General features: G+C 69.7%; 19 protein-coding genes. 8 read left to right on the top strand and 11 right to left on the bottom strand.

Annotated elements, in window-relative coordinates:
• Positions 1-25: 25 nt before the first annotated feature.
• The 4 genes from ACZ4K2_RS18050 to ACZ4K2_RS18035 are packed head-to-tail and all read right to left on the bottom strand — an operon-like array spanning position 26 to position 3,878.
• Positions 26-796: a succinate dehydrogenase/fumarate reductase iron-sulfur subunit gene (locus tag ACZ4K2_RS18050; RefSeq protein ID WP_467473839.1), complete on the bottom strand. Its 771-nt coding sequence runs from the start codon at positions 794-796 to the stop codon at positions 26-28.
• A complete protein-coding gene (locus ACZ4K2_RS18045) occupies positions 793-2,724 on the bottom strand; it encodes a fumarate reductase/succinate dehydrogenase flavoprotein subunit (protein ID WP_467473837.1) in 1,932 nt (643 codons plus the stop codon). The genes ACZ4K2_RS18050 and ACZ4K2_RS18045 overlap by 4 nt, the downstream gene beginning before the upstream one ends.
• A 17-nt stretch (positions 2,725-2,741) precedes the next feature.
• A complete protein-coding gene (locus tag ACZ4K2_RS18040) occupies positions 2,742-3,563 on the bottom strand; it encodes a hypothetical protein (RefSeq protein WP_467473835.1) in 822 nt (273 codons plus the stop codon).
• Positions 3,564-3,587: 24 nt separating this feature from the next.
• On the bottom strand, positions 3,588-3,878 hold the full coding sequence (locus tag ACZ4K2_RS18035) for a hypothetical protein (RefSeq protein ID WP_467473833.1): 291 nt from the start codon (positions 3,876-3,878) through the stop codon (positions 3,588-3,590).
• Between the two features lie 314 nt (positions 3,879-4,192).
• Here ACZ4K2_RS18035 and ACZ4K2_RS18030 point away from each other — a divergent pair, with 314 nt between their 5' ends.
• The 7 genes from ACZ4K2_RS18030 to ACZ4K2_RS18000 all read left to right on the top strand — a co-directional run bounded on the left by ACZ4K2_RS18030 (position 4,193) and on the right by ACZ4K2_RS18000 (position 15,340).
• Entirely contained in the window at positions 4,193-6,496 is a 2,304-nt protein-coding gene (locus tag ACZ4K2_RS18030; RefSeq protein WP_467473831.1) for an ABC transporter family substrate-binding protein, read from the top strand.
• Positions 6,497-6,628: 132 nt separating this feature from the next.
• Entirely contained in the window at positions 6,629-8,545 is a 1,917-nt protein-coding gene (gene typA, locus ACZ4K2_RS18025; protein WP_467473829.1) for a translational GTPase TypA, read from the top strand.
• A 564-nt stretch (positions 8,546-9,109) separates the two neighbouring features.
• Positions 9,110-10,150: an ABC transporter permease gene (locus ACZ4K2_RS18020; protein ID WP_467473827.1), complete on the top strand. Its 1,041-nt coding sequence runs from the start codon at positions 9,110-9,112 to the stop codon at positions 10,148-10,150.
• A gap of 103 nt (positions 10,151-10,253) precedes the next feature.
• Positions 10,254-12,047 (top strand): ABC transporter substrate-binding protein, encoded by a 1,794-nt coding sequence (locus tag ACZ4K2_RS18015; RefSeq protein ID WP_467473825.1) that lies wholly within the window; start codon positions 10,254-10,256, stop codon positions 12,045-12,047.
• A gap of 95 nt (positions 12,048-12,142) precedes the next feature.
• On the top strand, positions 12,143-13,120 hold the full coding sequence (locus ACZ4K2_RS18010) for an ABC transporter permease (protein WP_467473824.1): 978 nt from the start codon (positions 12,143-12,145) through the stop codon (positions 13,118-13,120).
• 15 nt (positions 13,121-13,135) lie between these two features.
• Complete coding sequence (locus tag ACZ4K2_RS18005) at positions 13,136-14,197, top strand: ABC transporter ATP-binding protein (protein ID WP_467473821.1); 1,062 nt, start codon at positions 13,136-13,138, stop codon at positions 14,195-14,197.
• Positions 14,198-14,212: 15 nt separating this feature from the next.
• Positions 14,213-15,340: an ABC transporter ATP-binding protein gene (locus tag ACZ4K2_RS18000; protein ID WP_467473820.1), complete on the top strand. Its 1,128-nt coding sequence runs from the start codon at positions 14,213-14,215 to the stop codon at positions 15,338-15,340.
• Between the two features lie 140 nt (positions 15,341-15,480).
• Here ACZ4K2_RS18000 and ACZ4K2_RS17995 read toward each other — a convergent pair whose 3' ends face one another.
• The 7 genes from ACZ4K2_RS17995 to ACZ4K2_RS17965 form a co-directional block, all read right to left on the bottom strand.
• The gene (locus tag ACZ4K2_RS17995; RefSeq protein ID WP_467473819.1) at positions 15,481-16,839 is read right to left on the bottom strand and encodes a glycosyltransferase family 39 protein; all 1,359 of its coding nucleotides are present in this window, start codon (positions 16,837-16,839) and stop codon (positions 15,481-15,483) included.
• Positions 16,840-17,113: 274 nt separating this feature from the next.
• On the bottom strand, positions 17,114-17,854 hold the full coding sequence (locus ACZ4K2_RS17990; RefSeq protein WP_467473816.1) for a class I SAM-dependent methyltransferase: 741 nt from the start codon (positions 17,852-17,854) through the stop codon (positions 17,114-17,116).
• 223 nt (positions 17,855-18,077) lie between these two features.
• A complete protein-coding gene (locus tag ACZ4K2_RS17985; protein ID WP_467473815.1) occupies positions 18,078-19,121 on the bottom strand; it encodes an ABC transporter ATP-binding protein in 1,044 nt (347 codons plus the stop codon).
• 25 nt (positions 19,122-19,146) lie between these two features.
• Positions 19,147-20,181, bottom strand: a complete 1,035-nt coding sequence (locus ACZ4K2_RS17980) for an ABC transporter ATP-binding protein (protein WP_467473813.1) — start codon at positions 20,179-20,181, stop codon at positions 19,147-19,149.
• A gap of 73 nt (positions 20,182-20,254) precedes the next feature.
• Positions 20,255-21,235, bottom strand: coding sequence for an ABC transporter permease (locus ACZ4K2_RS17975; protein ID WP_467473812.1), 981 nt, complete (start codon positions 21,233-21,235; stop codon positions 20,255-20,257).
• A 107-nt stretch (positions 21,236-21,342) separates the two neighbouring features.
• Positions 21,343-23,103 carry an ABC transporter substrate-binding protein gene (locus tag ACZ4K2_RS17970; RefSeq protein ID WP_467473810.1) on the bottom strand — a complete coding sequence of 587 codons (1,761 nt, stop codon included), beginning with the start codon at positions 23,101-23,103 and terminating at the stop codon, positions 21,343-21,345.
• Positions 23,104-23,188: 85 nt separating this feature from the next.
• Positions 23,189-24,178, bottom strand: a complete 990-nt coding sequence (locus ACZ4K2_RS17965) for an ABC transporter permease (protein ID WP_467473808.1) — start codon at positions 24,176-24,178, stop codon at positions 23,189-23,191.
• A gap of 509 nt (positions 24,179-24,687) precedes the next feature.
• Between ACZ4K2_RS17965 and ACZ4K2_RS17960 the strand changes: the two genes are divergently transcribed.
• Positions 24,688-26,307 carry a peptide ABC transporter substrate-binding protein gene (locus ACZ4K2_RS17960; RefSeq protein WP_467473807.1) on the top strand — a complete coding sequence of 540 codons (1,620 nt, stop codon included), beginning with the start codon at positions 24,688-24,690 and terminating at the stop codon, positions 26,305-26,307.

Raw genomic sequence — 26,307 nt, 5'->3', positions numbered from 1 at the left:
GAGTCCGTGCGCGCGCCGGGCTCCCTCACGGCGTCCGGCGTCTGATCTTCGAGCCCAGCCACACCAGTGGGTCGTACTTGCGGTCCACCGCCCGTTCCTTCAGGGGGATCAGGGCGTTGTCGGTGATCCTGATGTTCTCGGGGCAGACCTCCGTGCAGCACTTGGTGATGTTGCAGTAGCCGAGGCCGTGCTCGTCCTGCGCGCTCCGGGCGCGGTCCAGGCCGTTCGCGGCGGCCGCGTCCAGCGGGTGCATGTCGAGTTCGGCGACGCGCATCAGGAAGCGCGGGCCGGCGAACGCCTGCTTGTTCTCCTCGTGGTCGCGCACCACGTGGCAGGTGTCCTGGCACAGGAAGCACTCGATGCACTTGCGGAACTCCTGCGAGCGGTCCACGTCCTCCTGGGACATCCGGTACTCGCCCGGACCCAGCCCGGCGGGCGGCACGAACGCCGGGACCTCGCGCGCCTTGCGGTAGTTGAAGCCGACGTCCGTGACCAGGTCGCGGACGACCGGGAAGGCGCGCAGCGGGGTGATCACGACCGTCTCCGCGCGGTCGAAGACCGACATCCGGGTCATGCACAGCAGCCGGGGACGGCCGTTGATCTCGGCCGAGCACGAACCGCACTTCCCGGCCTTGCAGTTCCAGCGCACGGCCAGGTCGGGCGCCTGGGTGGCCTGGATGCGGTGGACGATGTCCAGGACGACCTCGCCGTCGTTCACCTCGACCGTGAAGTCGCGCAGGCCACCGCCCTGTCCGTCGCCCCGCCACACCTGGAAGCGGGCCTCGTAGCTGCTCACTCGTACAGCTCCTCTTCGGCGAGGTACTTGACCAGCTCCTCCTTCTCGAAGAGGGCGAGCAGGTCCGGGCGGATGGGTTCGGTGCTCTCGCGGGTCAGCCGGATCTGGCCGCGGGCGGGATCGGCCGCCGCGAGACCCCCGGCCGGGTCGGCGAGGGCGCAGAGCAGGTTCACGTGGCGCCAGGCCCGGTCCATCGCCGGATGGTCCTCGCGGGTGTGCCCGCCGCGCGACTCGGTGCGCTCCAGCGCGGCCCGGGCCACGCACTCGCTGACCAGCAGCATGTTCCTGAGGTCCAGGGCGAGGTGCCAGCCGGGATTGAACTGGCGGTGGCCCTCCACGCCGGCCCGCCGCGCCCGGGTGCGCAGCTCGGCCAGCTTGTGCAGGGCCTGCTCCATCTCGCCGGCGCGGCGGATGATGCCGACCAGGTCGTTCATGGCCTGCTGGAGCTCCTGGTGCAGGGTGTAGGCGTTCTCCGGCGGGGCCGCCCCGCCCCCCGCCTCCGCGGAGAAGGGGCGCAGCGCCTCCGCCGCGGCCGCGTCGATCTCGGCGCCGTCCACCGGCGGGCGCCGGTGCGCCGCCGCCCGGGCGTACTCGGCCGCGTGCCAGCCGGCCCGCCGGCCGAAGACCAGCAGGTCGGAGAGCGAGTTGCCGCCGAGCCGGTTGGAGCCGTGCATGCCGCCGGCCACCTCGCCGGCCGCGTACAGCCCCGGCACCCCGCGGGCCGCCGCGGTGTCCGAGTCGACCGCGACACCGCCCATCACGTAGTGGCAGGTCGGCCCGACCTCCATCGCCTCCGCCGTGATGTCGACGTCCGCCAGCTCCTTGAACTGGTGGTACATGGACGGCAGCCGGCGCCGGATCACCTCGGCGGGCATCCGGGTGGAGACGTCGAGGAAGACACCGCCGTGCGGTGAGCCCCGCCCCGCCTTCACCTCGGCGTTGATCGCGCGGGCCACCTCGTCGCGGGGGAGCAGCTCCGGCGGCCGGCGGTTGGCGTCGGGGTCCTCGTACCAGCGGTCGGCCTCCTCCTGCGACTCGGCGTACTTGTCCTTGAAGACGTCCGGGACGTAGTCGAACATGAACCGCTCGCCCTCGGAGTTGCGCAGCACCCCGCCGTCGCCGCGCACCGACTCGGTGACGAGGATGCCCTTCACCGACGGCGGCCAGACCATGCCGGTCGGGTGGAACTGCACGAACTCCATGTTCACCAGCGGCGCGCCCGCCAGCAGCGCCAGCGCGTGGCCGTCGCCGGTGTACTCCCAGGAGTTGGAGGTGACCTTGAAGGACTTGCCGATGCCGCCGGTCGCGAGGACCACGGCGGGCGCCTCCAGGACGAAGAAGCGGCCGGTCTCGCGCTCGTAGGCGAAGATGCCCGAGACGCGCTCGCCGTCCTTGAGGACGCGGGTGACCGTGCACTCCTGGAAGACCTTGAGCCGGGACTCGTAGGAGCCGGTCTCCCGGAAGTCCTGTTGCTGGAGGGCGACGATCTTCTGCTGGAGGGTGCGGATCAGCTCCAGGCCCGTGCGGTCGCCGACGTGCGCGAGCCGCGGGTACTCGTGGCCGCCGAAGTTGCGCTGCGAGATCCGGCCGTCCCCGGTGCGGTCGAACAGCGCGCCCCAGGTCTCCAGCTCCCACACCCGGTCCGGGGCCTCCTGCGCGTGCAGTTCGGCCATCCGCCACTGGTTCAGGAACTTCCCGCCGCGCATGGTGTCGCGGAAGTGCACCTGCCAGGTGTCGTGCTCGTTGGCGTTGGCCATGGCCGCCGCGATGCCGCCCTCGGCCATCACCGTGTGCGCCTTGCCGAACAGCGACTTGCAGATCACCGCCGTACGGGCGCCCCGCTCGCGTGCCTCGATCGCGGCCCGCAGCCCGGCGCCGCCGGCCCCGACCACGACGACGTCCCACTCCTGCCGGTCGACCACGGTCATCGCAAAGCCCCACTCATCTAGAAGAACCGCGGATCGTCGAAGACCCCGGACGCGACGAGGTACACGTAGAAGTCGGCGAGCGCCACGCTCAGCAGTGACGCCCAGGCCAGCTGCATGTGGCGGGCGTTGAGCCGGCCGACGAACCGCCACGCCCGGTAGCGCACCGGATGCCTGGAGAAGTGCCTGAGCTTGCCGCCGACGATGTGCCGGCAGGAGTGGCAGGAAAGGGTGTACGCCCAGATCAGGACGATGTTCACCAGGAAGACCAGGGTGCCGAGACCCATGTGGCCCCAGCGGTGGTGCGGGTCCCGGAAGGCCAGCACGGTGTCGTACGTGAGCACGCCCGCCACCAGCAGGGCGGCGTAGAAGAAGTACCGGTGGACGTTCTGCAGGATCAGCGGGAAGCGGGTCTCGCCGGTGTACGTGCGGTGCGGCTCGGCCACCGCGCAGGCGGGCGGTGACGCCCAGAAGGCCCGGTAGTACGCCTTGCGGTAGTAGTAGCAGGTCAGGCGGAAGCCGAGCGGGAAGATCAGGATGATGATCGCGGGCGAGACGCCCCACCAGCCGCCGAACAGTTCGGCGTTGGGGCCGCCGTGCATGGTCCGGCAGCTCTGCGCCAGGCAGGGCGAGTAGAACGGCGAGACGTAGGGCGCCGCGTAGTAGTCCGCGCCGGCGAAGGCCCGCCAGGTCGAGTACACGACGAAGGCGAACAGACCGGCCGCGGTGACGGCGGGCGCCAGCCACCAGCGGTCGGTCCGCAGGTGCGGGGCGGGGATCGCGGCGCGCGTACCGCTGCGTACGCCGCCGGTGTTCCGTTGGGGTTCCGTACCAGTGGCCAAAGGGGACTCCGGTCGGTAGCGGGTTCAGGGGGCGCGGCGGTCGCGGGCGCCCAGGCCCTCGTCGTCCGAATCCGTCCACAGGCTGATGTCGTAGGGCGCGTCGGAGATGGTGACGAGGTCGGGCCGGTGGGGCGCGGCGGGTGCGGCGGCGGCCTCCCGCAGCAGGGCCACGCTCTCGCGCAGGTGGTCGGCGTCCAGCCGGACCCGGCGTATCTCCAGGCCGCTGACGCCGAGCTGGTGTTCCAGGCGGCCCAGTGACCGGTGCAGGTCGTCGAGGCAGCGCTGGACGGCGTTGATGTCGTCGTGCACGGACATGACTTGCCCTCGTTTCCACGGGTCCGGTGGGCCATGAGCGGCAACGTGCATGCGCCTTGGAGTGTTGCGCCTCACGCCCGCCGGTGTGAAGGGACGTGCAGCGATTGGCCGGTGTGCACGGGTGCACCGCCCGGTGTGTTGCGCCGCACGGGTGGGCTTGCCGGCCGTCGCCGCCGTGTCGCCCACCGTTGCCGGATCCTTTCCTCTTCAGTGGCCGCATAGATCTGATCAGCTCCATATACGGCCAAAAGTGATCAGTTTCATATGCCGACAAAAGTGAGCATAAGGCCCGCGGCTCCCCGGAGGTAGCAGAGATGTCCCACGACGTTCGGCAGCACCCCGAGGGGGCGCGGGCCTGCATCGCTGAGCGGCTCCTGTGCGGGGCCCGGCCGGCCGCGGAACCGCCCCGCACCACCGCGGCCGCGCCCCGGCGCCCCCGCCGGGGCCTCACCCGCCCGCTCGCCCTCCTCGGCGCCGGCGCGCTCACCGTGCCGCTGCTCACCGGCTGCGGCTCGGACGAGAAGCCCAGCACCCCGCTGGCCGGGCAGGACATCGTCCCGGTCGCCCGGGACCTGGTCGCCGACGGCGGCACCCTGAAGTGGGCCGTGGACGCCCTGCCGGAGACGCTGAACACCTTCCAGGCCGACGCCGACGCCGGCACCGCCCGGATCGCCCAGGCCGTGCTGCCCTCGATGTTCCGGCTCGACGCGAACGGCCGCCCGGTGGCCGATCCCGACTACCTGGAATCGGCCAAGGTCATCGAGACCGAGCCCCGTCAGGTCGTGCTGTACAAGCTGAACCAGCAGGCCGTCTGGAGCGACGGCCGCGAGATCGGCGCCGCCGACTTCGTCGCCCAGTGGCGCGCCCTGTCCGGCGGCAGCAGCGCCTACTGGACCGCCCGCAACGCCGGCTACGACCGCATCGCCAAAATCGAGCGCGGCGACAGCGACCTCCAGGTCCGCGTCACCTTCTCCCGCCCCTACGCCGACTGGAAGTCGCTGTTCTCCCCGCTGTACCCGAAGGACGTCACGGGCACCCCGGACGCCTTCAACGACGGCGCCCGCCGCAAGCTGAAGGTCACCGGCGGGCCCTTCCGGGTGGAGAAGGTCGACACCGCGAAGAAGGACGTGGTGCTCACCCGCAGCCCGCGCTGGTGGGGCAGGCCCGCCAAGCTGAACGAGATCGTCCTGCACGCCGTGTCCCGCGACAAGCGGGCCGCGGCGCTGGCCGACGGCAGCGTGGACCTCGCCGAGGTCGACGCCGCCGACGCCCAGCGGATCGGGCTCGCCAACCGCGGGAAGGGCACCGGCACCCCGCTCCAGGGCGGGGGCAGGACGTCCCTGGGGACTCTGCGGGCGTGGGCACGCGCCCACGGCTTCGACTCCGACACCGTGCGCGCCGGCAAGGAGAAGCTCGGCAAGGCCGTCACCCGCTACCTGGAGCAGCAGCAGGCGCTGCGCGACGTCGAGGTCCGCAAGTCGCTGGAGCCCACCTACACCCAGCTCGCCCTCAACGGCTCCGCCGGCCCCCTCGCCGACGAACGGGTCCGCCGGGCCGTCGCCCGCGCCCTGGACCGCACGGAACTGGCCCGGCTGGTGCTCACCCCGCTCGGGCTGCCCGCGGTCCCGGTCGGCAGCCACCTCGCCCTGTCCGGGCAGGCCGCCTACGCCGACGGCAGCGGCGCGCTCGGCGGCCAGGACGCCAAGGAGGCGCAGGCGCTGCTCGCCGACGCCGGCTGGGTGCGCGGCGGCCCCCTCAAGGAGGAGAAGAAGGGCGGGAAGGCGGCCGGCCCCGAGCACCACGACGAGGACCCGTCGGACGGCGGGGACGACGGCGAGTACGTCGTCGGTGAGGACGACAAGAACCACGAGGACGGCAAGAACCACGAGGACGCCGGGAACCGCGAGGACGGCGGGAACCGCGGCGACGACAGGGACGAGCCCCACGGGAGCACCGACGACCAGCGCGGCCGCTCCGGCCGGCACGGCGGTCCGTCCGGCGCCTACGCGCCCAAGGGCACGGCCGCCCCGGCCGCCGCGCCGGCCGGACCGCTCGCCAAGGACGGCAAGCCCCTCGCGCTGCGCTTCGTCCTGCCCTCCGGTCCCGGCTCGGACACCCTGAACTCGGTGGCCGAGCGGATCTCGGCGATGCTGGGGCAGGTCGGCATCGGCGCGACGATCACCAAGGTCTCCGACGAGAGCTACTTCAAGGACCACATCGCCGCCGGCGACTACGACCTCGCCCTGTACTCCTGGCCCTCCTCCGCCTTCCCGGCCACCGACGCCCGGCCCGTCTACGCCAAGCCCGTCCCGGCGGCGGACGGCTCGGTGAACGTCGAGCAGAACTACACCCGGGTCGGCACCGACCTGGTCGACCAGTTGTTCGACGAGGCGGCGACGACCCTGGACGAGGGCGAGGCGAGCGATCTGATCCGGCAGGCCGATTCCCGCATCTGGGCCGCCGCCGGATCGATCCCGCTCTACCAGCGCCCCCAGCTCGTGGCGGCACGGAAAAGCCTGGTCAACACGGGAGCCTTCGGTTTCCAGACACCCGTCTTCCAGGACATGGGGTTCCTGAAGAAGGGAGCGAAGGTCTCGGCGAGCCCCGGCAAGGGCTAGGACGGCCCGGCGAGCCCCGGGTGCGAACGGCACGTACCATGGGGTGAGGCCGTGGCGTGTCCAGCCCGGCAGGGCCCGCGCGACACGGACGTACGCGCAGGGCAGTCCTCAACTCCGGGAGTACGCCACACCATGCCTGTGACTGCAACGCGTCACGACATCCGCAACGTCGCCATCGTCGCCCACGTCGACCACGGCAAGACCACCATCGTCGACGGCATGCTGAAGCAGGCCGGTGCCTTCGCCGCCCACCAGCTCGACCAGGTCGACGACCGGGTCATGGACTCGAACGACCTGGAGCGTGAGAAGGGCATCACGATCCTCGCCAAGAACACGGCGGTCAAGTACCACCCGAAGGACGGGGGGGAGCCGATCACGATCAACATCATCGACACCCCCGGCCACGCCGACTTCGGCGGCGAGGTCGAGCGCGGCCTGTCGATGGTCGACGGCGTCGTGCTCCTGGTGGACGCCTCCGAGGGCCCGCTCCCGCAGACCCGCTTCGTGCTGCGCAAGGCGCTCCAGCAGCGCCTGCCCGTCATCCTCTGCATCAACAAGACGGACCGCCCGGACTCCCGGATCGACGAGGTCGTCAACGAGACCTACGACCTCTTCCTGGATCTGGACGCGGACGAGGACCAGATCGAGTTCCCGATCGTCTACGCGTGCGGCCGTGACGGCGTCGCCTCGCTGACCAAGCCGGCCGACGGCACGGTCCCCACCGACTCCGACAGCCTGGAGCCGTTCTTCTCCACCATCCTGGAGCACATCCCGGCCCCGACCTACGACGAGGAGGCCCCGCTCCAGGCCCACGTCACCAACCTGGACGCCGACAACTTCCTCGGCCGCATCGCGCTGCTCCGCGTCGAGCAGGGCGAGCTGCGCAAGGGCCAGACGGTCGCCTGGATCAAGCGCGACGGGACGATCAGCAACGTCCGCATCACCGAGCTGATGATGACCGAGGCGCTCACCCGCAAGCCCGCCGAGAAGGCCGGCCCCGGTGACATCTGCGCCGTCGCCGGTATCCCGGAGATCATGATCGGCGAGACCCTGGCCGACACCGAGAACCCGATCGCCCTCCCGCTGATCACGGTCGACGAGCCGGCGATCTCCATGGTCATCGGCACCAACACCTCCCCGCTGGTCGGCCGCGGCGGCACCGGCAAGGGCGCGGACGCCAAGGCGGCCGTCAAGGACCGCAAGGTCACCGCCCGCCAGGTCAAGGACCGCCTGGACCGCGAGCTGATCGGCAACGTCTCGCTGCGCGTGCTGGACACCGAGCGCCCCGACGCCTGGGAGGTCCAGGGCCGTGGTGAGCTGGCGCTCGCCATCCTGGTCGAGCAGATGCGCCGCGAGGGCTTCGAGCTGACCATCGGCAAGCCCCAGGTCGTCACCAAGCAGGTCGACGGCAAGACCTACGAGCCCGTCGAGCGCATGACGATCGACGTGCCCGAGGAGCACATGGGTGCCGTCACCCAGCTCATGGGCGTCCGCAAGGGCCGGATGGACAACATGTCCAACCACGGCTCGGGCTGGGTCCGCATGGAGTTCGTCGTGCCCTCCCGCGGCCTCATCGGCTTCCGTACCGAGTTCCTGACGCAGACCCGCGGCACGGGTATCGGCCACTCCATCCACGAGGGGTTCGAGCCGTGGTTCGGTACCCTGCAGACCCGTAACAACGGCTCGCTGGTCGCCGACCGCTCCGGTGCCGTCACCGCGTTCGCGATGACGAACCTCCAGGAGCGCGGCGTGCTGTTCACCGAGCCCGGCACCGAGGTGTACGAGGGCATGATCGTCGGCGAGAACTCGCGCTCCGACGACATGGACGTGAACATCACCAAGGAGAAGAAGCTCACGAACATGCGGTCGTCCTCGGCCGACTCGTTCGAGGCGATCGTGCCGCCGCGCAAGCTGTCGCTGGAGCAGTCCCTGGAGTTCTGCCGCGACGACGAGTGCGTCGAGGTGACCCCGGAAGCGGTTCGCATCCGCAAGGTCAACCTCGACCAGCGGGAGCGGGCGCGCGCCGCGAGCCGCGCCAAGCACGGCTGATCACCCGCCTGTTGAGCCCGGGTGCCCCCATGATGGGGGCACCCGGGCTTTTTGCAACCCGTTTTCCGCGGCCCCAAGATCGAAATTCCGCCACCCGGTGTCCGGATTGCGGGGTTGCTCGACCGATACCCATGTAACACGTCCGTTTCGCGGCGTTCTCCCGGCGAACAGTTTGTCCACTTTTTGGGAGTTGTTCGCCTCAGCTGTGACTGAATTGAGATTTAAAGACAGTGGTCGCCACCTGGCTCATGGCAGATAGTTAGCCGCGTAGCGCTCGGGTCAATGGGTCTCGCGCTGTGGGGACAGCGCCGACTCACGAGCACCAGGGGGTGTCTGACCTTCCGTCAGGGGTGTCGGAAGGAAGACGGTAACCCTCTCCTGTTGGTGAACACGTGGAGTCATGAGGAGGAAACCCATGCGCGGTGTCACGAACACCAAGTGGGTCGGTCCGTCACGTCCAGCGGTGTGATTCGGCTGTAGAACTACGCGCGTCCGGCTGCGGTTTCGCGCGTCCTCGGAGTACCCGGGAACCTCTCACACCTATACCTGTGAAACGGACGAACCGTGACAAGTCCTATCGATGTAGAGGGCGGCGGGGCGTCGGTCGTCGTCGACGGCGAACCAGAGCCGGCGACGAAGACCGAGGCCGTCAAGCTCGTGGGCCGGTCCCCCGGCCGGCTGATGTGGCTGCGTTTCAAGCGTGACCGCACGGGCGTGATCTGTGCCGTCGTGGTGATCGGCTACTTCGTCGTCGCCCTCCTCGCGCCGCTGCTCGCCAAGCTGCCGGGCACCGATCCGTACACCCTGTACGGCCAGGACCCCACCTATGCCGACAAGCCCGTGCTCGACGAATTCGGGCTTCCCCTGGGCTACTTGGGCGGCGTCTCGGGCGACCACTGGTTCGGCGTCGAACCGCAGTACGGCCGCGACCTGTTCGCCATGCTGGTGTACGGCATGCGGACCTCGCTGTACATGGCGCTCGGCATCACCACGCTCATCATGCTCACCGGTGTGGTGATCGGCCTGGTCGGCGGCTACTTCGGCGGTCGTACGGACTACTGGATCGGCCGCGGCACCGACTTCTTCCTCTCCTTCCCGCAACAGCTCTTCTTCATCGCCTTCATGCCCGTCGTGACGTCGTTCTTCGTGGACCCCCGCGAGGAGACGCCGACCTACTTCCGCGCCCTGGCCATGCTGATCGTGCTGTGGCTGCTGGGCTGGATGGGCATGGCGCGACTGGTGCGTTCCACCGTACTGTCCCTGCGCGAGAGGGAGTTCGTGGAAGCGGCGAAGGTCTCGGGCGCCTCGCCGTGGCGGATCGTGCGCAGGGAGATCCTGCCGAACGTCGTCACCCCGATCCTGGTGCAGTTCACGTACCAGCTGCCCAGCACCATCCTCAGCATCGCCTTCCTGTCCTTCGCGGGTGTCGGGTTCGTCGAGCCCACGCCCGACTGGGGGCGCCTCTTCGCCGCCGGCGCCCGGTACGCCGAGCAGGACCCGGCGTTCATGTTCTTCCCCGGGATGGCGCTGGTGATCTTCGTCCTGTGCTTCAACCTCCTCGGGGACTCCGTACGGGACGCGTTCGACCCCAAGTCCGGTCGCTAGACCGTCCGTTGGGTGGGGGGTGACTGCCGCCCCCGCCGGCCCTCGCCGGCCGGCGCACGGCAGATCTCGCGGATAACAAACGACAGGTAGGTGGATTCGCCCCATGATGTCTCATCGCGCCCGCGGAGCGCGTGCCGTTGTGATCGCCCTCGCGGCCGGCTCCCTCGCTCTCACCGGCTGCTCGAAGAACGAGGGCGGCAAGTCCAACAAGGACTCCAAGAAGGACCAGAAGGAGGCGGCGGTCCAGTCGAAGGCGGTCACCTATGTCGACGCGGCGGGATCGGCGGGCCCCGCCAAGGAGGTGCCGGGCGCCAAACCCGGCGGCACGATCACCGTGTACCAGGAGGCGGGCCTCTCCCACCTGGACCCCGGCCAGATCTACGTCTCCGACGCCGGCCAGGTCGCCAACCTGCTCTTCCGCCGCCTGACCCAGTTCCAGGAGGACGACAAGGGCAACGTGTCGGTCGTCGGCGACCTCGCCACCGACTCCGGCAAGTCCTCCGAGGGCGGCAAGACCTGGACCTTCACCCTCAAGGACGGCATCAAGGACGAGAACGGCAACGCCATCACCTCGGCCGACGTCCGGCACAGCATCGAGCGCCTGTACGCGAAGTTCATCTTCGACGGCCCGACCTACCTCCAGACCTGGCTGAGCGGCACCGACTACCGCAAGGCGCTGCCCGCCGGCGGCTTCGACGGCAAGCACCTGCCGGCCTCGGTGCTGGACACCCCGGACGACAAGACGGTGGTCCTCCACTTCGACCAGCCGCGCCCGGACCTGCCGCAGACGCTCGCGATGGCCGGGTACGCCGTCGTGCCGGCGAAGGGCGACACCAAGGAGAAGTACGAGAAGAAGCCGGTCGCCACCGGCCCGTACAAGATCGCCGAGAACAAGGTCGGCAAGAGCCTGAAGCTGGTGCGGAACACCAACTGGGACCCGAAGACCGACGCCGTGCGCCACCAGTACGTCGACGGCTACGACTTCCAGTTCGGCGTCACCGAGTCCACCCAGACCAAGCGGCTGATCGCGGACAAGGGCGAGAACCGGAACGCCATCCAGCTCACCGGCGGCGTCGAGGCCACCCAGATCCAGGACGTCATCAACAACCCGGACGCCAGCAAGCGCACGGTCAAGGGCTACCAGCCCTACGTCATGACGCTCACCTTCAACCTCGACCGGGTCAAGGACAAGAAGGTCCGCGAGGCCGTCACCTACGCGATCAACTCCAAGTCCCTGATCGCCGGTGAGGGCGGCGCCTACGGCGGCGACGTCGCGCCGAACTACTTCGCGCCGACGCTGCCCGGCTACGAGCCGACCTACGACCCCTACGGCCGGCTGAAGTCCCCGCAGGGCAACATCGCCAAGGCCAAGGAGATCCTCGCGGGCGTCCCGGCCGCCGAGAAGAAGCTCGTCCTCGCCTACGCCAACAGCGAGGCCGGACAGAAGCGCAAGGTCGCCATCGAGGACGCGCTGACCAAGGTCGGCTTCGACATCGTCGCCAAGGAGGTCGACGCGGCGAGCTACTACGAGCAGATCGGCAAGCTCAAGAACCCGTACGACATCTACGTCACCGGCTGGGGCCAGGACTGGCCGTCCCCGGGCACGGTCGTCACGCCGATCTACGACGGCACGCAGGTCTTCGACGGCTCCGCGAACTACTCGCACGTCAAGGACCCGAAGGTCGACGCCCTCGTCAAGAAGGCGCTGACCCAGCAGCCGGCCGAGGCCGCCAAGACCTGGAAGGAAGCCCAGCACTACCTGCTGGAGAACGTCATCCCGGCGGCGCCGCTGTGGTACACGAAGCAGTTCCAGATCTCCGGCGGCAACGTGGGCGGTGCCCGCTACGGCTCGGTGTCCAGCCTCATCGACGTCAGCCGGCTGTTCCTGAAGTCGTGACCCGCGGCTGAGGGCGGGGGCGCGCGACCAGCGAGCGCGCCCCCGCCCCGGGCGCCCCCTACCCCACCGTCTCCGCAGAGAGCAGCCAGCCCGCCATGCTTCAGTTCATCATCCGGCGCACGGTCGGCGCCTTCGTCACGCTCTTCCTCATCGGGGCGGCGACGTTCTTCCTCTTCGTGGCCGCCCCTTCCGACTACGCCTCCCTGGCCTGCGGCAAGGACTGCTCGCCCCAGCGGCTGGCGGACATCCGGGAGGCCCTCGGCCTCAACCTGCCCCTGGCCCAGCAGTTCTGGGACTTCATGTCCGGCATCGTGACGGGCCGCGACTTCCCCACCGGTCACTGCTCGGCCCCCTGCCTGGGGCAGTCGTTCTACTCCGGGGACATGGTCTGGAGCACGATCATGGACCGGTTCCCGCTGACCCTCACCCTGACGGTCGGCGGCGCGATCGTCTTCCTGATCGTCGGCGTGGGCGCGGGCATGATCGCCGCCTACCGGCGCGGAACACTGGTGGACAAGGCCGCCACCGGCGTGTCCATGGTGCTGAGTTCGTTCCAGATCTACTTCCTCGGCCCGGTCGTGCTGACCGTCCTCGTCTACAGCACCGGCTGGATGGAGGACCCCCGGTACGTGCCCTTCACCCAGGACCCGCTCGGGTGGCTCGTCGGCATGTCGATCCCGGTCTGCGTGATGGCCACGATCTTCACCGCGCAGTACACCCGTATGGCGCGCTCGTCGATGATCGAGCAGCTCGCCGAGGACCACGTGCGCACCGCCCGGGCCAAGGGCATGTCACGCCAGTACGTCTTCCTGCGCTACGCCTGGCGCGGCTCGCTCATCCCCATCGTCACCGTGCTCGGCATCGACGTCAGCTCCATGCTCGGCGGTGCCGTCGTCACCGAACTGACCTTCTCCCTCCAGGGGATCGGCCGGCTCGCGGTGGACGGCGCGGTCAACAAGGACCTGCCGCTGACGATGGGCGTGATGCTGTTCGGGGCCTTCTTCATCCTCGTCATCAACATCCTGACCGACATCACCTACGCGTGGATCGACCCCCGCATCCGGCTCTCCTAGGAAGAACCAAGCATCGTGACCACAGTGACCAAGGCCGAGGGCGCACCGGCCCCGACCGGGCCGGACGGATTCCTCTCGGTGCGCGACCTCCAGGTGACGTTCTCCACCGAGGACGGCCCGGTCAAGGCCGTCGACGGGCTCTCCTTCGACCTGCACCGCGGGAAGACCCTCGGCATCGTGGGCGAGTCGGGTTCGGGCAAGTCGGTCACCAACCTGACGATCCTCGGGCTGCACGACCCGCTGTTCACCACGGTCGACGGGGAGATCGTCCTCGACGGCAAGGAACTCATCACCGCCACCGAGAAGGAGATGGAGCGGTTGCGCGGCAACCGGGTGGCGATGATCTTCCAGGACCCGCTCACCGCGCTGTCGCCCTTCTACACGATCGGCCGGCAGATCGCCGAGCCGTTCATGAAGCACACGGGCGCCTCGAAGAAGGTGGCCTGGGAGCGGGCCGTGGACATGCTGGCCAAGGTCGGCATCCCCAACCCCAAGGAGCGCGCACGGGACTACCCGCACCAGTTCTCCGGCGGTATGCGCCAGCGCGCGATGATCGCCATGGCGCTGGTCTGCGACCCCGACCTGGTGATCGCCGACGAGCCGACCACGGCGCTGGACGTGACCGTGCAGGCCCAGATCCTGGACCTGCTCAAGGACCTCCAGCGGGAGTTCGGCACGGCAATCGTCTTCATCACCCACGACCTCGGCGTCATCGCCGACATGGCCGACGACATCATGGTGATGTACGCCGGGCGCGCGGTGGAGCGCGGCACGGTCGACGAGGTCCTCAGGTCCCCCCGGCACCCGTACACCTGGGGCCTGCTGAACTCCATGCCCCGGCTGGACTCCGACCTCGGCACCCCGCTGACCCCGATCCCCGGTACGCCGCCGAGCCTGCTCACGCCCCCGCCCGGCTGCCGCTTCCACCCCCGGTGCGGTTTCCGGGACCGGGTCGAGGGCGACCGCTGCGCCACGGAGCGCCCCGCGCTGGGACCGGACCGCTCCTCGGCGTGCCACCTCGGCACCGAGGAGAAGCGAACCATCTTCGTCGAAGAGATCAGGCCCCGACTGGGCTAGGGAGGACAACCCGTCATGACAGAGGACCTGGTCCTTCCCGCCGCCCGCGAGGCCGGTGCCGACGCCGCACGGGAGCCGCTGCTCACGGTCTCGGGGCTCGTCAAGCACTTCCCGGTCAAGGGCGGCTTCCCGATCAAGCGGACGGTCGGCGCCGTGCAGGCCGTCGACGGCCTGGACCTGACCGTGCACGAGGGGGAGAGCTTCGGCCTGGTCGGCGAGTCCGGCTGCGGCAAGTCGACCACCGGCCGGCTCATCACCCGGCTGATGGAACCCACGAGCGGCACGATCACCTACCGCGGGCAGGACATCAGCCACGCGACGCGCAAGCAACTGGCCCCCATCCGCTCCGAGATCCAGATGATCTTCCAGGACCCGTACTCGTCGCTGAACCCGCGGCAGACGGTCGGCAAGATCATCTCGGGTCCGATGGAGATCAACGGCATCGACCCGGCGGGCGGGCGCGAGGCGCGCGTCCGTGAGCTGCTGGAGATCGTCGGCCTCAACCCGGAGCACTTCAACCGGTTCCCGCACGAGTTCTCCGGCGGCCAGCGCCAGCGCATCGGCGTCGCCCGGGCCCTCGCCCTGGAGCCGAAGCTGATCGTGGCCGACGAGCCGGTCTCCGCCCTGGACGTCTCCATCCAGGCCCAGGTCGTCAACCTGCTCCAGAAGGTGCAGCAGGAACTCGGCATCGCGTTCCTGTTCATCGCCCACGACCTGGCGATCGTCCGGCACTTCTCGCAGCGCGTCGCGGTCATGTACCTCGGCAAGATCATCGAGGTGGGCGACCGGGACTCCATCTACGCCCGCCCGCGCCACCCCTACACCCACGCGCTGCTCTCCGCGGTCCCGGAGGTGACCCTGACGGAGGCGGACGAGCCCCAGCGCGAGCGCATCCGCCTCGCCGGCGACGTCCCGTCCCCGATCTCCCCGCCCTCCGGCTGCCGCTTCCGCACCCGCTGCTGGAAGGCGCAGGACAAGTGCGCGTCCGAGGAGCCCCCGCTGGTCCGGCTCTCCGGCAACCGGGACGGCCACCTGACGGCCTGCCACTTCCCGGAGGACCCGACCACCGAGGCCCGCGCCGAGGACATCGTGCTGGACCCGGCCCTGGCGGCGCTGGAGGACGGGGGCGCCAAGACGCCGTAACCGGACCGGGGGCGGGAGCCGGCCGTCGGCGGCCGTTCCCGGAGGGCACGGACGGGGGCGTACCGGGGCGGTGGTGCCGGGGTGAAGGCGCTCGGGCGGGCCGCCCGGCCGGGACGGTTGTCCGGCCGGTCCCCCGGGCCTCAGGGCCGGTGGTCCGGTGCCGGCCGGCGTTCGTAGACCGTCAGGCGGCGGCCGCGGACCCGGTGGTCCGCCACCGCGGTGAAGTGCCGCCGCAGCACCTCCGCCTTCGCCCTGTCCCGCGCCGCCGACACCGGTGGCGCCACCTCCGGGGCATCGGTGACCAGCAGGATGCGCGGTCGTGCCGGCATCGCGGTCCGTATCCGGTCCGGACCGGCCTCCACGCCCTTCAGCGTCCCGGACTCCGCCGGCCCGCGCACCAGCGCGACGTCCAGCAGCCCGGCGAAGTCGCCGGGGGAGACCTCGGCCGTGTCGCGCCGCTCCGCCGGCAGGAAGACCACCGCGTCCCCGGGCCGCTTCAGGTCCCGGACGTACGCGGCCACCGCCAGGACGTCGTCCACCCGGCTGGCCGGGGACCGCTTCGCCAGCGACACGGGGAGCAGCGCCACCAGTGCCGTCGCCGTCGCCACCGGCACGATCCAGTGCGAGGCGCGCGGGAACCGCGGTTCCGCCGACCGCGCCGCCGCGCCCAGCGCGGCGCCGATCAGCAGCGCCAGGCCCAGCATGCCGAACAGGACGTAGCGGTCCAGGAAGAGGGGGTGGACCAGGGAGACGGCGAGGAGGGAGAGCTGCGGCACCGCCAGCAGCGGCAGCCCGACGGCCGCGGCCGACAGCCGGCCCGCGCGCGGCCGGTCCAGCAGGGCCCCGGCCCCGCCGATCACCAGCAGTACCGCGGGACCGATCAGCGTGTGCCAGGTCGGCGCCGGGATCCAGGCCACCTGGTGGGACTGGGTCCGGCTGTAGAGGACCAGCGGCAGCGCCCCGGCGCCCGCCGCCGCCGCGGCCACCGCCCACCGCGCCAGGACCGCCCGCCCGGCCCGCACCCACAGCAGGGTCACCAGGTGCGCGGGCAGGACGAGCAGCGAGAGCCAGTTCAGCAGCGCGCACCCCAGGACCGTCCCCCCGTACGCCGCCCAGCGCCCGGCGCGGCCCCCCGCCCCGTCCACGGTGACGAGGAGCAGCGTCGAGACGGCGGCGCCCGCGCACACGAGTGCGTACGGGCGCCCGTCCTGGAGGGAGAACTGCACGGCCGGGAGCAGCCCGAGGGCCAGCCCCGCGGCCACGCCGGTCCGGGCGTCGGCCAGCCGGTGGCCGAGGGCCGCGACACATCCCGCCGCCACCGCCACGGCCAGCACCGAGGGCAGCCGCAGGGTCGTGGTGCTCGCCCCGAACCACGAGAACAGGACGTGCATCAGCAGGTAGTAGAGCACGTGCACGACGTCGATCTGGCCGAGCAGGTGCCAGATCTCGGGGACGGACCGCCGGGCCACCATCCAGGTCGCGGCCTCGTCCCGCCACACACTGCGCTGCCGGGACAGGCCCCACAGGCCGAGCGCGAGCGTCCAGGGGACCGGTATCAGCCAGACGGGCGGACGCGGCCGGCGGGCGGGCGTAAGGGCATGGCGGAGCGAGTTACCTCGGGGTGACGGGTCCGGGGGACGGGCGGGTGGGACGTGCGGACCCTGCCGGACCTCGCGCGCGTGCGTTCGAAAACATATGCCACGGCCGCGACCGTCAACCAGTGATCACGGGCATGAGGACCATCACGCCCGGCGCAGGCAACGCCGGGCGCGGTTACGCCTTCCGCGCCACGGTGATGATCTCGGGCGAGTCGGGCGTCAGCGGGCCCCGCCGCCAGTCCCCGTACTGTTCGGCGACCGTCAGACCGGCCTCCGCGAGGAATACCGCCAGGGCCCCGGCGTCCAGGAAGCGCAGGACGCTGTGGCTGACCCGCGGGGCGGGCCAGCCGGGGCCGGTGTAGGTCTCGGTGAAGTGCACCCTGTCCCCGCGCGGGCCGGCGCCCTGCACCTCGTGCCGGACCCGCACCGGGCTGCCGTCGGCGGCGGTGGCCCGGTGGACCCGGTCCGGGGTCCACCGCTCCCAGGGGCGGGCGTCCGGGTTCCGGGTCTCGAACACGAACCGGCCGCCGTCCCGGAGCGCCGCGGCGACGGCGCGCAGACAGACCCGGACCGCCTCGTCCGTCACCAGTGCCTGGAAGGCGTGCCCGGTCATGACGGCGAGGTCGAACTCGGCCCGCCAGCCGTGCACCCGCACGTCGCCGAGCACCCACTCGACGTCGGGTCGCGCCCGGCGGGCCTGGACGAGCATGGCGGCGGCCGGATCGAGGCCGGTCAGCCGGCTGCGGTGCCCCTCGGCCCGGGCCCGCCGCAGCAACCGGCCGGTGCCGCAGCCGATGTCCAGCACGGACCCGGCCTCCCGCAGCAGCCCGAGGTAGAAGTCGTCACCCGGTCCCCACGGGTTGAGGCTGTCGTACAGGGCGGCGAGCGAGAGATCTGCGAACGAATGATCCGTCACCGTGCCAGTCTGCCACACCGTGCTGAACTGCCGTTCAGGAAAGGGCCGTTGTGATCAACGCCCACCGCCCACCGCCCACCGCACGGACCCACGGCCCGCACGGCGAAGGCCCGCACCGGGGGAGGTGCGGGCCTTCGTCCCCTGGACCGGACGTTCATGGGCTCGGGTCAATGGGCCGGTGAAAGTCCGCTCCGCGAAGGGGCGGCTGACGAAAAGGGGTGTGTCAGGCCGCCGCCTCGGGGTCCTTGGTGAGGCGCGGGGAGGGGGCGGTGTCCGCCGTCTCCGGGTAGTGGCAGGCCGTCAGGTGGCCGGGCTTGTTGCCCTCCACCCGGACCAGCGCGGGCGCCTCGGTCGCGCACTTCTCGGTCGCCTTCCAGCAGCGGGTGCGGAAGCGGCAGCCGGAGGGCGGGTTGATCGGCGACGGCACGTCACCGGTCAGCCGGATGCGCTCGCGCGGCACCTCGTCCACCGTGGCCTCGGGCACGGCGGACAGCAGGGCCCGCGTGTACGGGTGGCGCGGGTTCTCGTACAGGTCGTCGCGGTCGGCGATCTCCACGATCTTGCCGAGGTACATGACCGCGACGCGCTGCGAGAAGTGCCGGACGATCGCCAGGTCGTGGGCGATGAACACGAAGGCGATGCCGAGTTCCTGCTGCACCTTCTGGAGCAGGTTGACGACCTGGGCCTGGATGGAGACGTCCAGGGCGGAGACCGGCTCGTCGGCGACGATCAGCTTGGGCTCCAGGGCGAGGGCCCGGGCGACGCCGATGCGCTGGCGCTGGCCGCCGGAGAACTCGTGCGGGAACCGGTTGAAGTGCTCCGGGTTGAGGCCGACGATCTCCAGCAGCTCACGGACGCGCGCCTCGCGCCCGCCCGCCGGGTCGATGCCGTTGATCTCCATCGGACCCGAGATGATCTTGCCGACCGTCTGCCGCGGGTTCAGCGAGGCGTACGGGTCCTGGAAGATCATCTGGATCTCGGAGCGGATGGGGGCGAGCTGCTTGCGGCCCGCGTGCGTGATGTCCTGCCCGCGGTAGGAGATCTTGCCGCCGGTCGGCTCCATCAGCCGGGTGATGAGCCGGCCGGTGGTCGACTTGCCGCAGCCGGACTCGCCGACCAGGCCCAGGCTCTCGCCCTCGGCGACCTGGAAGTCCAGGCCGTCGACGGCCTGCACGGCGCCGACCGTCCGCTTGATCGGGAAGCCGCCCTTGATGGGGAAGTGCTTGGTCAGACCGCTGACGTCCAGGAGCGGTTGCGCGTTGCTCATGATGGTGAATCCCGTCTCGTGTACGTCAGTGCCGGGAGGCGGTGAAGTCGGCGAAAAGTTCCTCCCGCTGCCCGGCGGGGAGGTGGCAGGCCGATCCCCTGCCGTCCACCACGTCCAGCAGCGGCCGCTCCGTGGAGCACAGCCCGCCCGCGACCTTGTCGGTGAAGGTGCACCGCGGGTGGAAGCGGCAGCCGGTGGGCGGGTTCAGCAGCGACGGCGGCGACCCGGGGATCGGCGTCAGCGGCACGTCGACCGGGCCGTCCAGGCTCGGCATGGAGCCGAGCAGGCCGAGGGTGTAGGGGTGCTGGGGGTCGCTCAGCACCTCCTCCTTGGTGCCCCGCTCCACGCACCGGCCGCCGTACATCACGAGCACGTCGTCCGCGATGTCCGCGATGACACCGAGGTCGTGGGTGATGAAGATGATGGCCGTGCCGAACTCCTGCTGGAGCTCCTTGAGCAGGTCCAGGATCTGGGCCTGCACGGTCACGTCCAGGGCGGTGGTCGGCTCGTCCGCGATCAGCAGCTCGGGGTCGCAGACCAGCGCCATGGCGATCATCGCGCGCTGGCGCATACCGCCGGAGAACTGGTGCGGGTAGTCGTCCACCCGCACGTCGGGCTGGGGGATGCCGACCCGCCTCAGCATCTCGATCGCCCGCGCCCGGGCCTCCTTCTTGGAGGCGCCGGTGTGCTTGCGGTACGTCTCACCGATCTGCGTGCCGATCGTGTGGAACGGCGACAGCGAGGCCAGCGCGTCCTGGAAGATCATGGACATCTTGTTGCCGCGCAGCCGCTCCATCTCCCGCTCGGAGGCGGTGAGCAGCTCCTTGCCGTCCAGCAGGATCTCGCCCTCGATCGCGGTGCGGTCGCGGTCGTGCAGGCCCAGGATCGTCAGGTTGGTGACGGACTTGCCGGAGCCCGACTCGCCCACGATGCCGAGCGTCTGCCCCTTGACGAGGTCGAAGCTGAGCCCGTCGACGGCCTTGACGATGCCGTCCTCGGTGGAGAAGTGGACCTGTAGGTCCCTGACGGAGAGGAACGGCTGCTGATCGGTGCTCGTCACGGGGACGCTCCTGAGGGGGTGATGCGGGAGAGATCGCCGGGTGGGGCGGGGAGGTACGGGGTGGGGGCGGAGGTCAGGCGAGCCGGATCCGCGGGTCGATCAAGGCGTAGACGGCATCCACGATGATGTTGAAGAACACGATCGCGCCGGCCGCCAGCAGGGTCACACCGAGCAGCATGGGCAGGTCGCTCTGGTCCACGGACTTCACCGCGAGCCGGCCGATGCCCTGGAGGCTGAAGGTCGACTCGGTGATGATGGCGCCACCGATCAGCGTGCCCAGGTCGATGCCGAACACCGTGACGATCGGGCCCATCGCACCGCGCCAGGCGAACCGGAAGAACACGTTGGCCCGGGACAGGCCCTTGGCCCGTGCCGTGCGGACGTAGTCCTCGCTCAGTTGCTCGACGAGCTGGGAGCGGGTCATACGGGTGTAGTTGGCCGTGAAGATGATCGCGAGGACGAGCCAGGGCAGCAGGAGGCCCGAGAACCAGGCGCCCGGGTTCTCGGTCAGCGGGGTGTACTGCGGCTGGTCGAGCCACCCGAGCTGCGCGACGAAGAAGAACATCGCGATGTAACCGACGAAGTAGACCTGGAGGGAGGAGCCGAGCAGCGAGGCGGAGCTGGCGAACTTGTCCAGGAACTTGCCCTGCTTGACGGCCGCGAGCATGCCCGCGCCGATGCCGAGGATCAGGAAGACGACGGCCGCGCCGAGGGCGAGCGACAGGGTGGTGGGCAGCCGGTCCATGATCGTGTCGTAGACGGGCTCGCGGTTGGCGAAGGAGTAGCCCAGGCAGGGCGCGTGGCAGTAGTCGTACCCGGGGTAGTTGCGACCGGCGAAGATGCCCACGAGCCACGACCAGTACTGCACCGGGATCGGCTTGTCGATGCCCAGGTTCTTCCGGATCTGCTCGAGATTCTCGGGCGTGCAGTTCTTGCCGCAGGACATCATGGCGGGGTCACGCGGCACGGCGTAGAAGAGCCAGAAGGTGATGGCGCTGATGATCAGCAAGATGACCAGCGCGCCGATGACTCGGCGGACAAGGAAGCGGAACATGAGGCGTGACTTTCCGGACGGGGCGCCGTCGCCGGGAGGGAAGTAGAGGGGGGTGGGCCGCAGGGGGCGGCCATGCGGGATGGCCGCCCCCGACAGGTCGGGCTTGCTTACTTCTTGGCGTAGAGCTTGCAGAGCGCGACGCAGGTGTTGGCGCCGTCCCAGATGACGTTGCCGACCTTGGAGCCGTACAGGTAGTTACGGATCTTGTGGTAGTCCGGCACGGCCGCGGCCTGCTCCATGATCATCTTGTCGACGTTGCCCCAGGCCTTGTTGGCCTGCTCGACGTCCGCGATCTTGGAGGCCGCGTCGATCGCCTTGTTGATGCTCGGGTCGTTGAGCTGCGAGTAGTTGTTGCGGCCGTCACCGATGTTCTTGCCGCTCCAGCACGGGTAGAAGACCGAGTAGCCGCCCGGCCAGTCCGGGCTCCAGCCGGCGCCGAACAGGTCGAAGTCGTTGTCGATCTTGCCGATCTGGGTGTAGAAGGTCGACTTGTCGACCTGCTTGGTGACGACCGTGAAGCCGGCCGCCTCCAGGGCGTTCTTGACGGCGACGGCGACCTTCACCTGGGTGTCGGACTGCTGGAAGGCGATGACCAGCTTCTGGCCGAGCTTGCCGGCCTCCTTCAGCAGGGCCTTGGCCTTCTCGGGGTTGCCGCCCGGCGTCGTCTGCGCGCCGTACAGGTCGTACTTGGTGTAGCCGGGGGTCACCGGGGCGAGGATCGTGGAGGCGATCTCCGTGGTGGCCCGGCCGCCGTTGATGGTCTGGACCTGCTGGTGCGGCCAGGCCCAGTTGATGGCCTGACGGACCTTGACGTCCTTGATGCGGGTGGTGTTGATCGGCCAGTAGTAGGTGACCGTGTCGACCGCGGTGAGGACGCGCTGCTTCAGCTCCGGCTTGGTGAGGACCTGGGCGATGCGCTCGGGGGCGACCTCGTTGAAGATCGGCACCGCGTACTGGTCGTTGCCCTGGTCCGCGATCCAGCGGTCGGTCGAGGCGACCAGCTCGTAGCCCATCTGGAAGACGTACTGGTCCGGGTAGGCGTTGCGGACCGGGTCGGTCTTCGCGTCCCAGTGCTCGTTGCGCACGAAGGTCATCGACTTGCCGATCTTGCGGTCACCGATCTTGTACGGACCGCAGGAGAACGGGCGCTTGTCGTACTTCTCCTTGGTGTCGTGCTTCTTCGGCACCAGGGCGTAGCCGCGCATCGCGAGCGTGTAGTTGAAGTCGGCGCGGGCCTCGTTCAGACGGAAGGTGATGGTCTTGCCGTCGACCTCGATGGAGCTGAGGCTCTTGCCGGTGTAGGGGCCCTTGTACTTGTCGCCGCCCTCCAGCCACGTCTGCACGTAGCGGGGGCCCTCGGTGATGAAGGAGGCGAAGAGGCGCTCGAAGGTGTGGCGCACGTCCTCCACGGTGACGTCGGCGCCGTCCTCCCACTTCAGGCCGTCCTTCAGCGTGAAGGACCAGGTCTTGCCGCCGTCCTTCATGGTGCCGGCGTCGGTCGCGGCGTCACCGACCAGGGTGGCGTTGCCCTTGTCGTCGAGCCGGTAACCGGTCAGGGCGCGCAGCAGCGGCACCGTGATGGCGGCCTCGGTCGAGTTGTAGATCTGGGCCGGGTCCATGTGGTCCATGTCGAACTGCTGGAGCGAGTAGATCGTCCCGCCCTTGACCGCGCCCTTGACCTCGGGGGCCGGGCCGGTCGAGTCCGCCTTGGTGCCGACCGGGATCGAGGTCGTCTTGGAGCCGCTGACCTGGGGGCCGTCGTTCTGCCCGGAGCCCCCCTCGCTGCCGCTGCTGCAGGCGCTCAGCACCGAGGTCGATGCCGCGGCGACGCCGGTGGCGATGAGGAAGTTTCTACGGGAGAAGGACATGTCTTCCTGCCTTGGAAAGTGGGAGAGATGAAGGGTTCCCGGCACCCTCGGCGCCGTTGCCGTGGTCCTGAAGAGCCGAGAGAGGTCAGCGCTTGGACTTGGGGTCGAGTGCGTCACGCACGGAGTCGCCCAGGAGGTTGAACGCGAGCACGAAGATCACCATGGACAGGCCCGGGAAGAGCATGAAGGTGATGTCCTCGGTGTAGAACATGGCGCCGCGCTGGATCATGACGCCCCAGTCCGGGGTCGGGTCGATCATGCCGACACCGAGGAAGGCGAGACCCGCCTCAGCGGTGACGAACGCCGGGAGCATCAGCGTGCCCTGGATGATGATCGGCGTCCACAGGTTCGGCAGCAGTTCCTTGAAGACGATGCGCCGCGGCGAAGCGCCCGTGACCTTGGCGGCCTCGACGAACTCCCGCTCGCGCAGGCCGAGTACCTGGCCGCGCAGCAGTCGGGCGATGGAGGCCCAGCCGAAGGTGGCGAGGACGATGATCAGACCGGTGGCCCGCAGCCAGGTCGGGATGTCCTCGTCGGGGGCGATGAAGAGCCCGTAGACGACCGGCATGAAGGCGATGAAGAAGAGGGTGGACGGGAACGACAGGAGGATGTCGATGATCCGGCCCACGAGGTAGTCCGTCTTGCCGCCGAGGTAGCCGGCCGTGACGCCGATGACCACGCCCAGGAACACGGTGAGCAGGGTGGCGGCGAGGGCGATGCCCAGCGAGGTGCGGATCGCGTAGAGCAGGAAGGTGAACACGTCCCGGCCGAGCTGGGGCTCGACGCCGAACCAGAAGTCCGAGCTCATGCCGCCGTTGGGGCCTGAGGGGTACGAGAACATGTTGAGCAGGTTCGGGTTCGCGCTCGCGTACGTGGTGTACGGGTCCTTGCCGTACAGCTTGGCTATCAGCGGCGCCGTGATCGCCACGACGAAGAAGAAGATCACCACGTACGCGGAGATGACGCCCGTCTTGTCACGCTTGAAGCGCTTCCAGGCAAGACGTCCCGGAGAGCGGCCTTCGCTGCCTTTTGAACCGTCCGAAGCGATCGGCTTCGCAGCGGTCTCGTCGGTCACCTCAAGCGGGGCAGCCGCAGATGGAGTTGGGGGGGTCATGTTGCTCCTGGCCCAAGGGAGGGTCTGATGACTCCGCAGGGCGCTCCCCTACGGGCTACGCCGGACTTTTTCAACGCAATTCATTCAAGGTCAATAAATTCTCGACCGCCTTGGTTCGCTCTTTACGTTTTTTGCCTCCCCTTGACCAAACCGTAGCTACGCGGGTTGCACGTTGTAATCAATCCGTGCTTCACATCGGACTAACTACGCGAAACGGTCAAGAAGTTCGATATGCGGACGGTGGAGTGTCGAAATACGTACATCGGCCCGACGGAATCCAACGTTTCCGCATCGGTACGCGAGGATCTATTGCGCTGCCGAGTCAAGATCATCAACGGGGCCGGGCGGCGGTGCGTGCATTCGGATGACCCGTCCCTCCAACGGCCGCCTCCCCGGGCGGTGGCCGTGCGGTATGTGCGGTATGTCTCCCTATTGACCGGAAAGTGATCGAGCGTCATGGAGGAGGCGCCATGCGTGGCAGCACGTACGCCCGCTGGGCCGCCGGTGCGCTGGTGACGGCGCTCGCGGCCACGGGCTGCGGGACGAGCGGCGGCGGCAACGGCGGCGCCGTGCTCAGCTCCTCCTGGGGCGACCCGCAGAACCCGCTGGAGCCGGCCAACACCAACGAGGTGCAGGGCGGCAAGGTCCTCGACATGATCTTCCGGGGCCTGAAGAAGTACGACCCGCGGACCGGTCGGGCCCGCGACTGGCTGGCCCGCTCCATCGAGACCGCGGACTCGCAGCACTTCACCGTCCGCGTCAAGGAAGGCTGGACCTTCTCCGACGGCGAGGAGGTGACCGCCCGGTCCTTCGTGGACGCCTGGAACTACGGCGCGAGCCTGCGCAACAACCAGAAGAACGCCTACTTCTTCGGCTACATCGACGGCTACGACAAGGTGCACCCCGACACCGGCAGGCAGAGCGCCCCCACCCTGGCCGGCCTGAAGGTGGTCGACGACCACACCTTCACCGTGCGGCTGAACCAGAAGTTCTCCGGCTTCCCCGACACCCTCGGCTACGCGGCCTTCGCCCCGCTGCCCCGCGCCTTCTTCACCGACCACGCGGCCTGGGTGCGCAAGCCGGTCGGCAACGGCCCCTACACCGTCGAGTCCTACACCAGGGGGGCGCAGATGTACCTGCGGAGGTGGAAGGGCTACCCCGGGCCGGACAAGGCCCGCAACGAGGGCGTGACCCTCCTCGTCTACACCGACAGCAACACCGCCTACACCGACCTGCTGGCCGGCAACCTCGACCTCGTCGACGACATCCCCGCCGCACAGCTCAAGAACGTCAAGGGCGATCTCGGCGGCCGCTACATCAACACTCCCGCGGGCATCATCCAGACCCTCGCCTTCCCCTATTACGACAAGGCGTGGAACAAGCCGGGCGCGGAGAAGGTCCGCACCGGCCTGTCCATGGCGATCAACCGCCGGCAGATCACCGACGCCATCTTCCGCGGCACCCGGACGCCGGCCGGCGACTGGACCTCCCCGGTGCTCGGCGCCCGGGGCGGCTTCGACGCCGGCCTGTGCGGTCCGGCCTGCGGCTACGACCCCGGGCGGGCGAGGAGGCTGGTCAAGGAGGGCGGCGGCATCCCCGGCGGCCAGGTCAGGATCACGTACAACGCGGACACGGGTTCGCACAAACAGTGGGTGGACGCCGTGTGCAACTCCATCAACAACGCCCTCGGCGAGGACCGGGCCTGCGTCGGCAATCCGGTCGGCACCTTCGCCGACTTCCGCAACCGGATCGGACAGCACAAGCTGACCGGCCCGTTCCGGTCGGGCTGGCAGATGGACTACCCGCTCATCCAGAACTTCCTCCAGCCGCTCTACTACACCGGCGCCTCCTCCAACGACGGCCGGTGGTCCGACAAGCGGTTCGACCGGCTCGTGGACCGGGCCAACGCCGAGACCGACACCGCGAGGTCGGTGGCCGGCTTCCAGGCGGCCGAGAAGGTGCTGCGCGACCACATGGCCGCCATCCCGCTCTGGTACCAGAACGGCAGCGCCGGCTACTCCGACCGGCTGTCCGACGTGGCGCTGAACCCGTTCAGCGTCCCCGTGTACAACGAGATCAGGGTCGGCTGA

This window comes from Streptomyces sp. NPDC025833 (assembly GCF_055558055.1).
The sequence above is the reverse complement of the archived record's forward strand: the minus strand, read 5'-3'. Positions and strand labels throughout refer to the sequence as shown.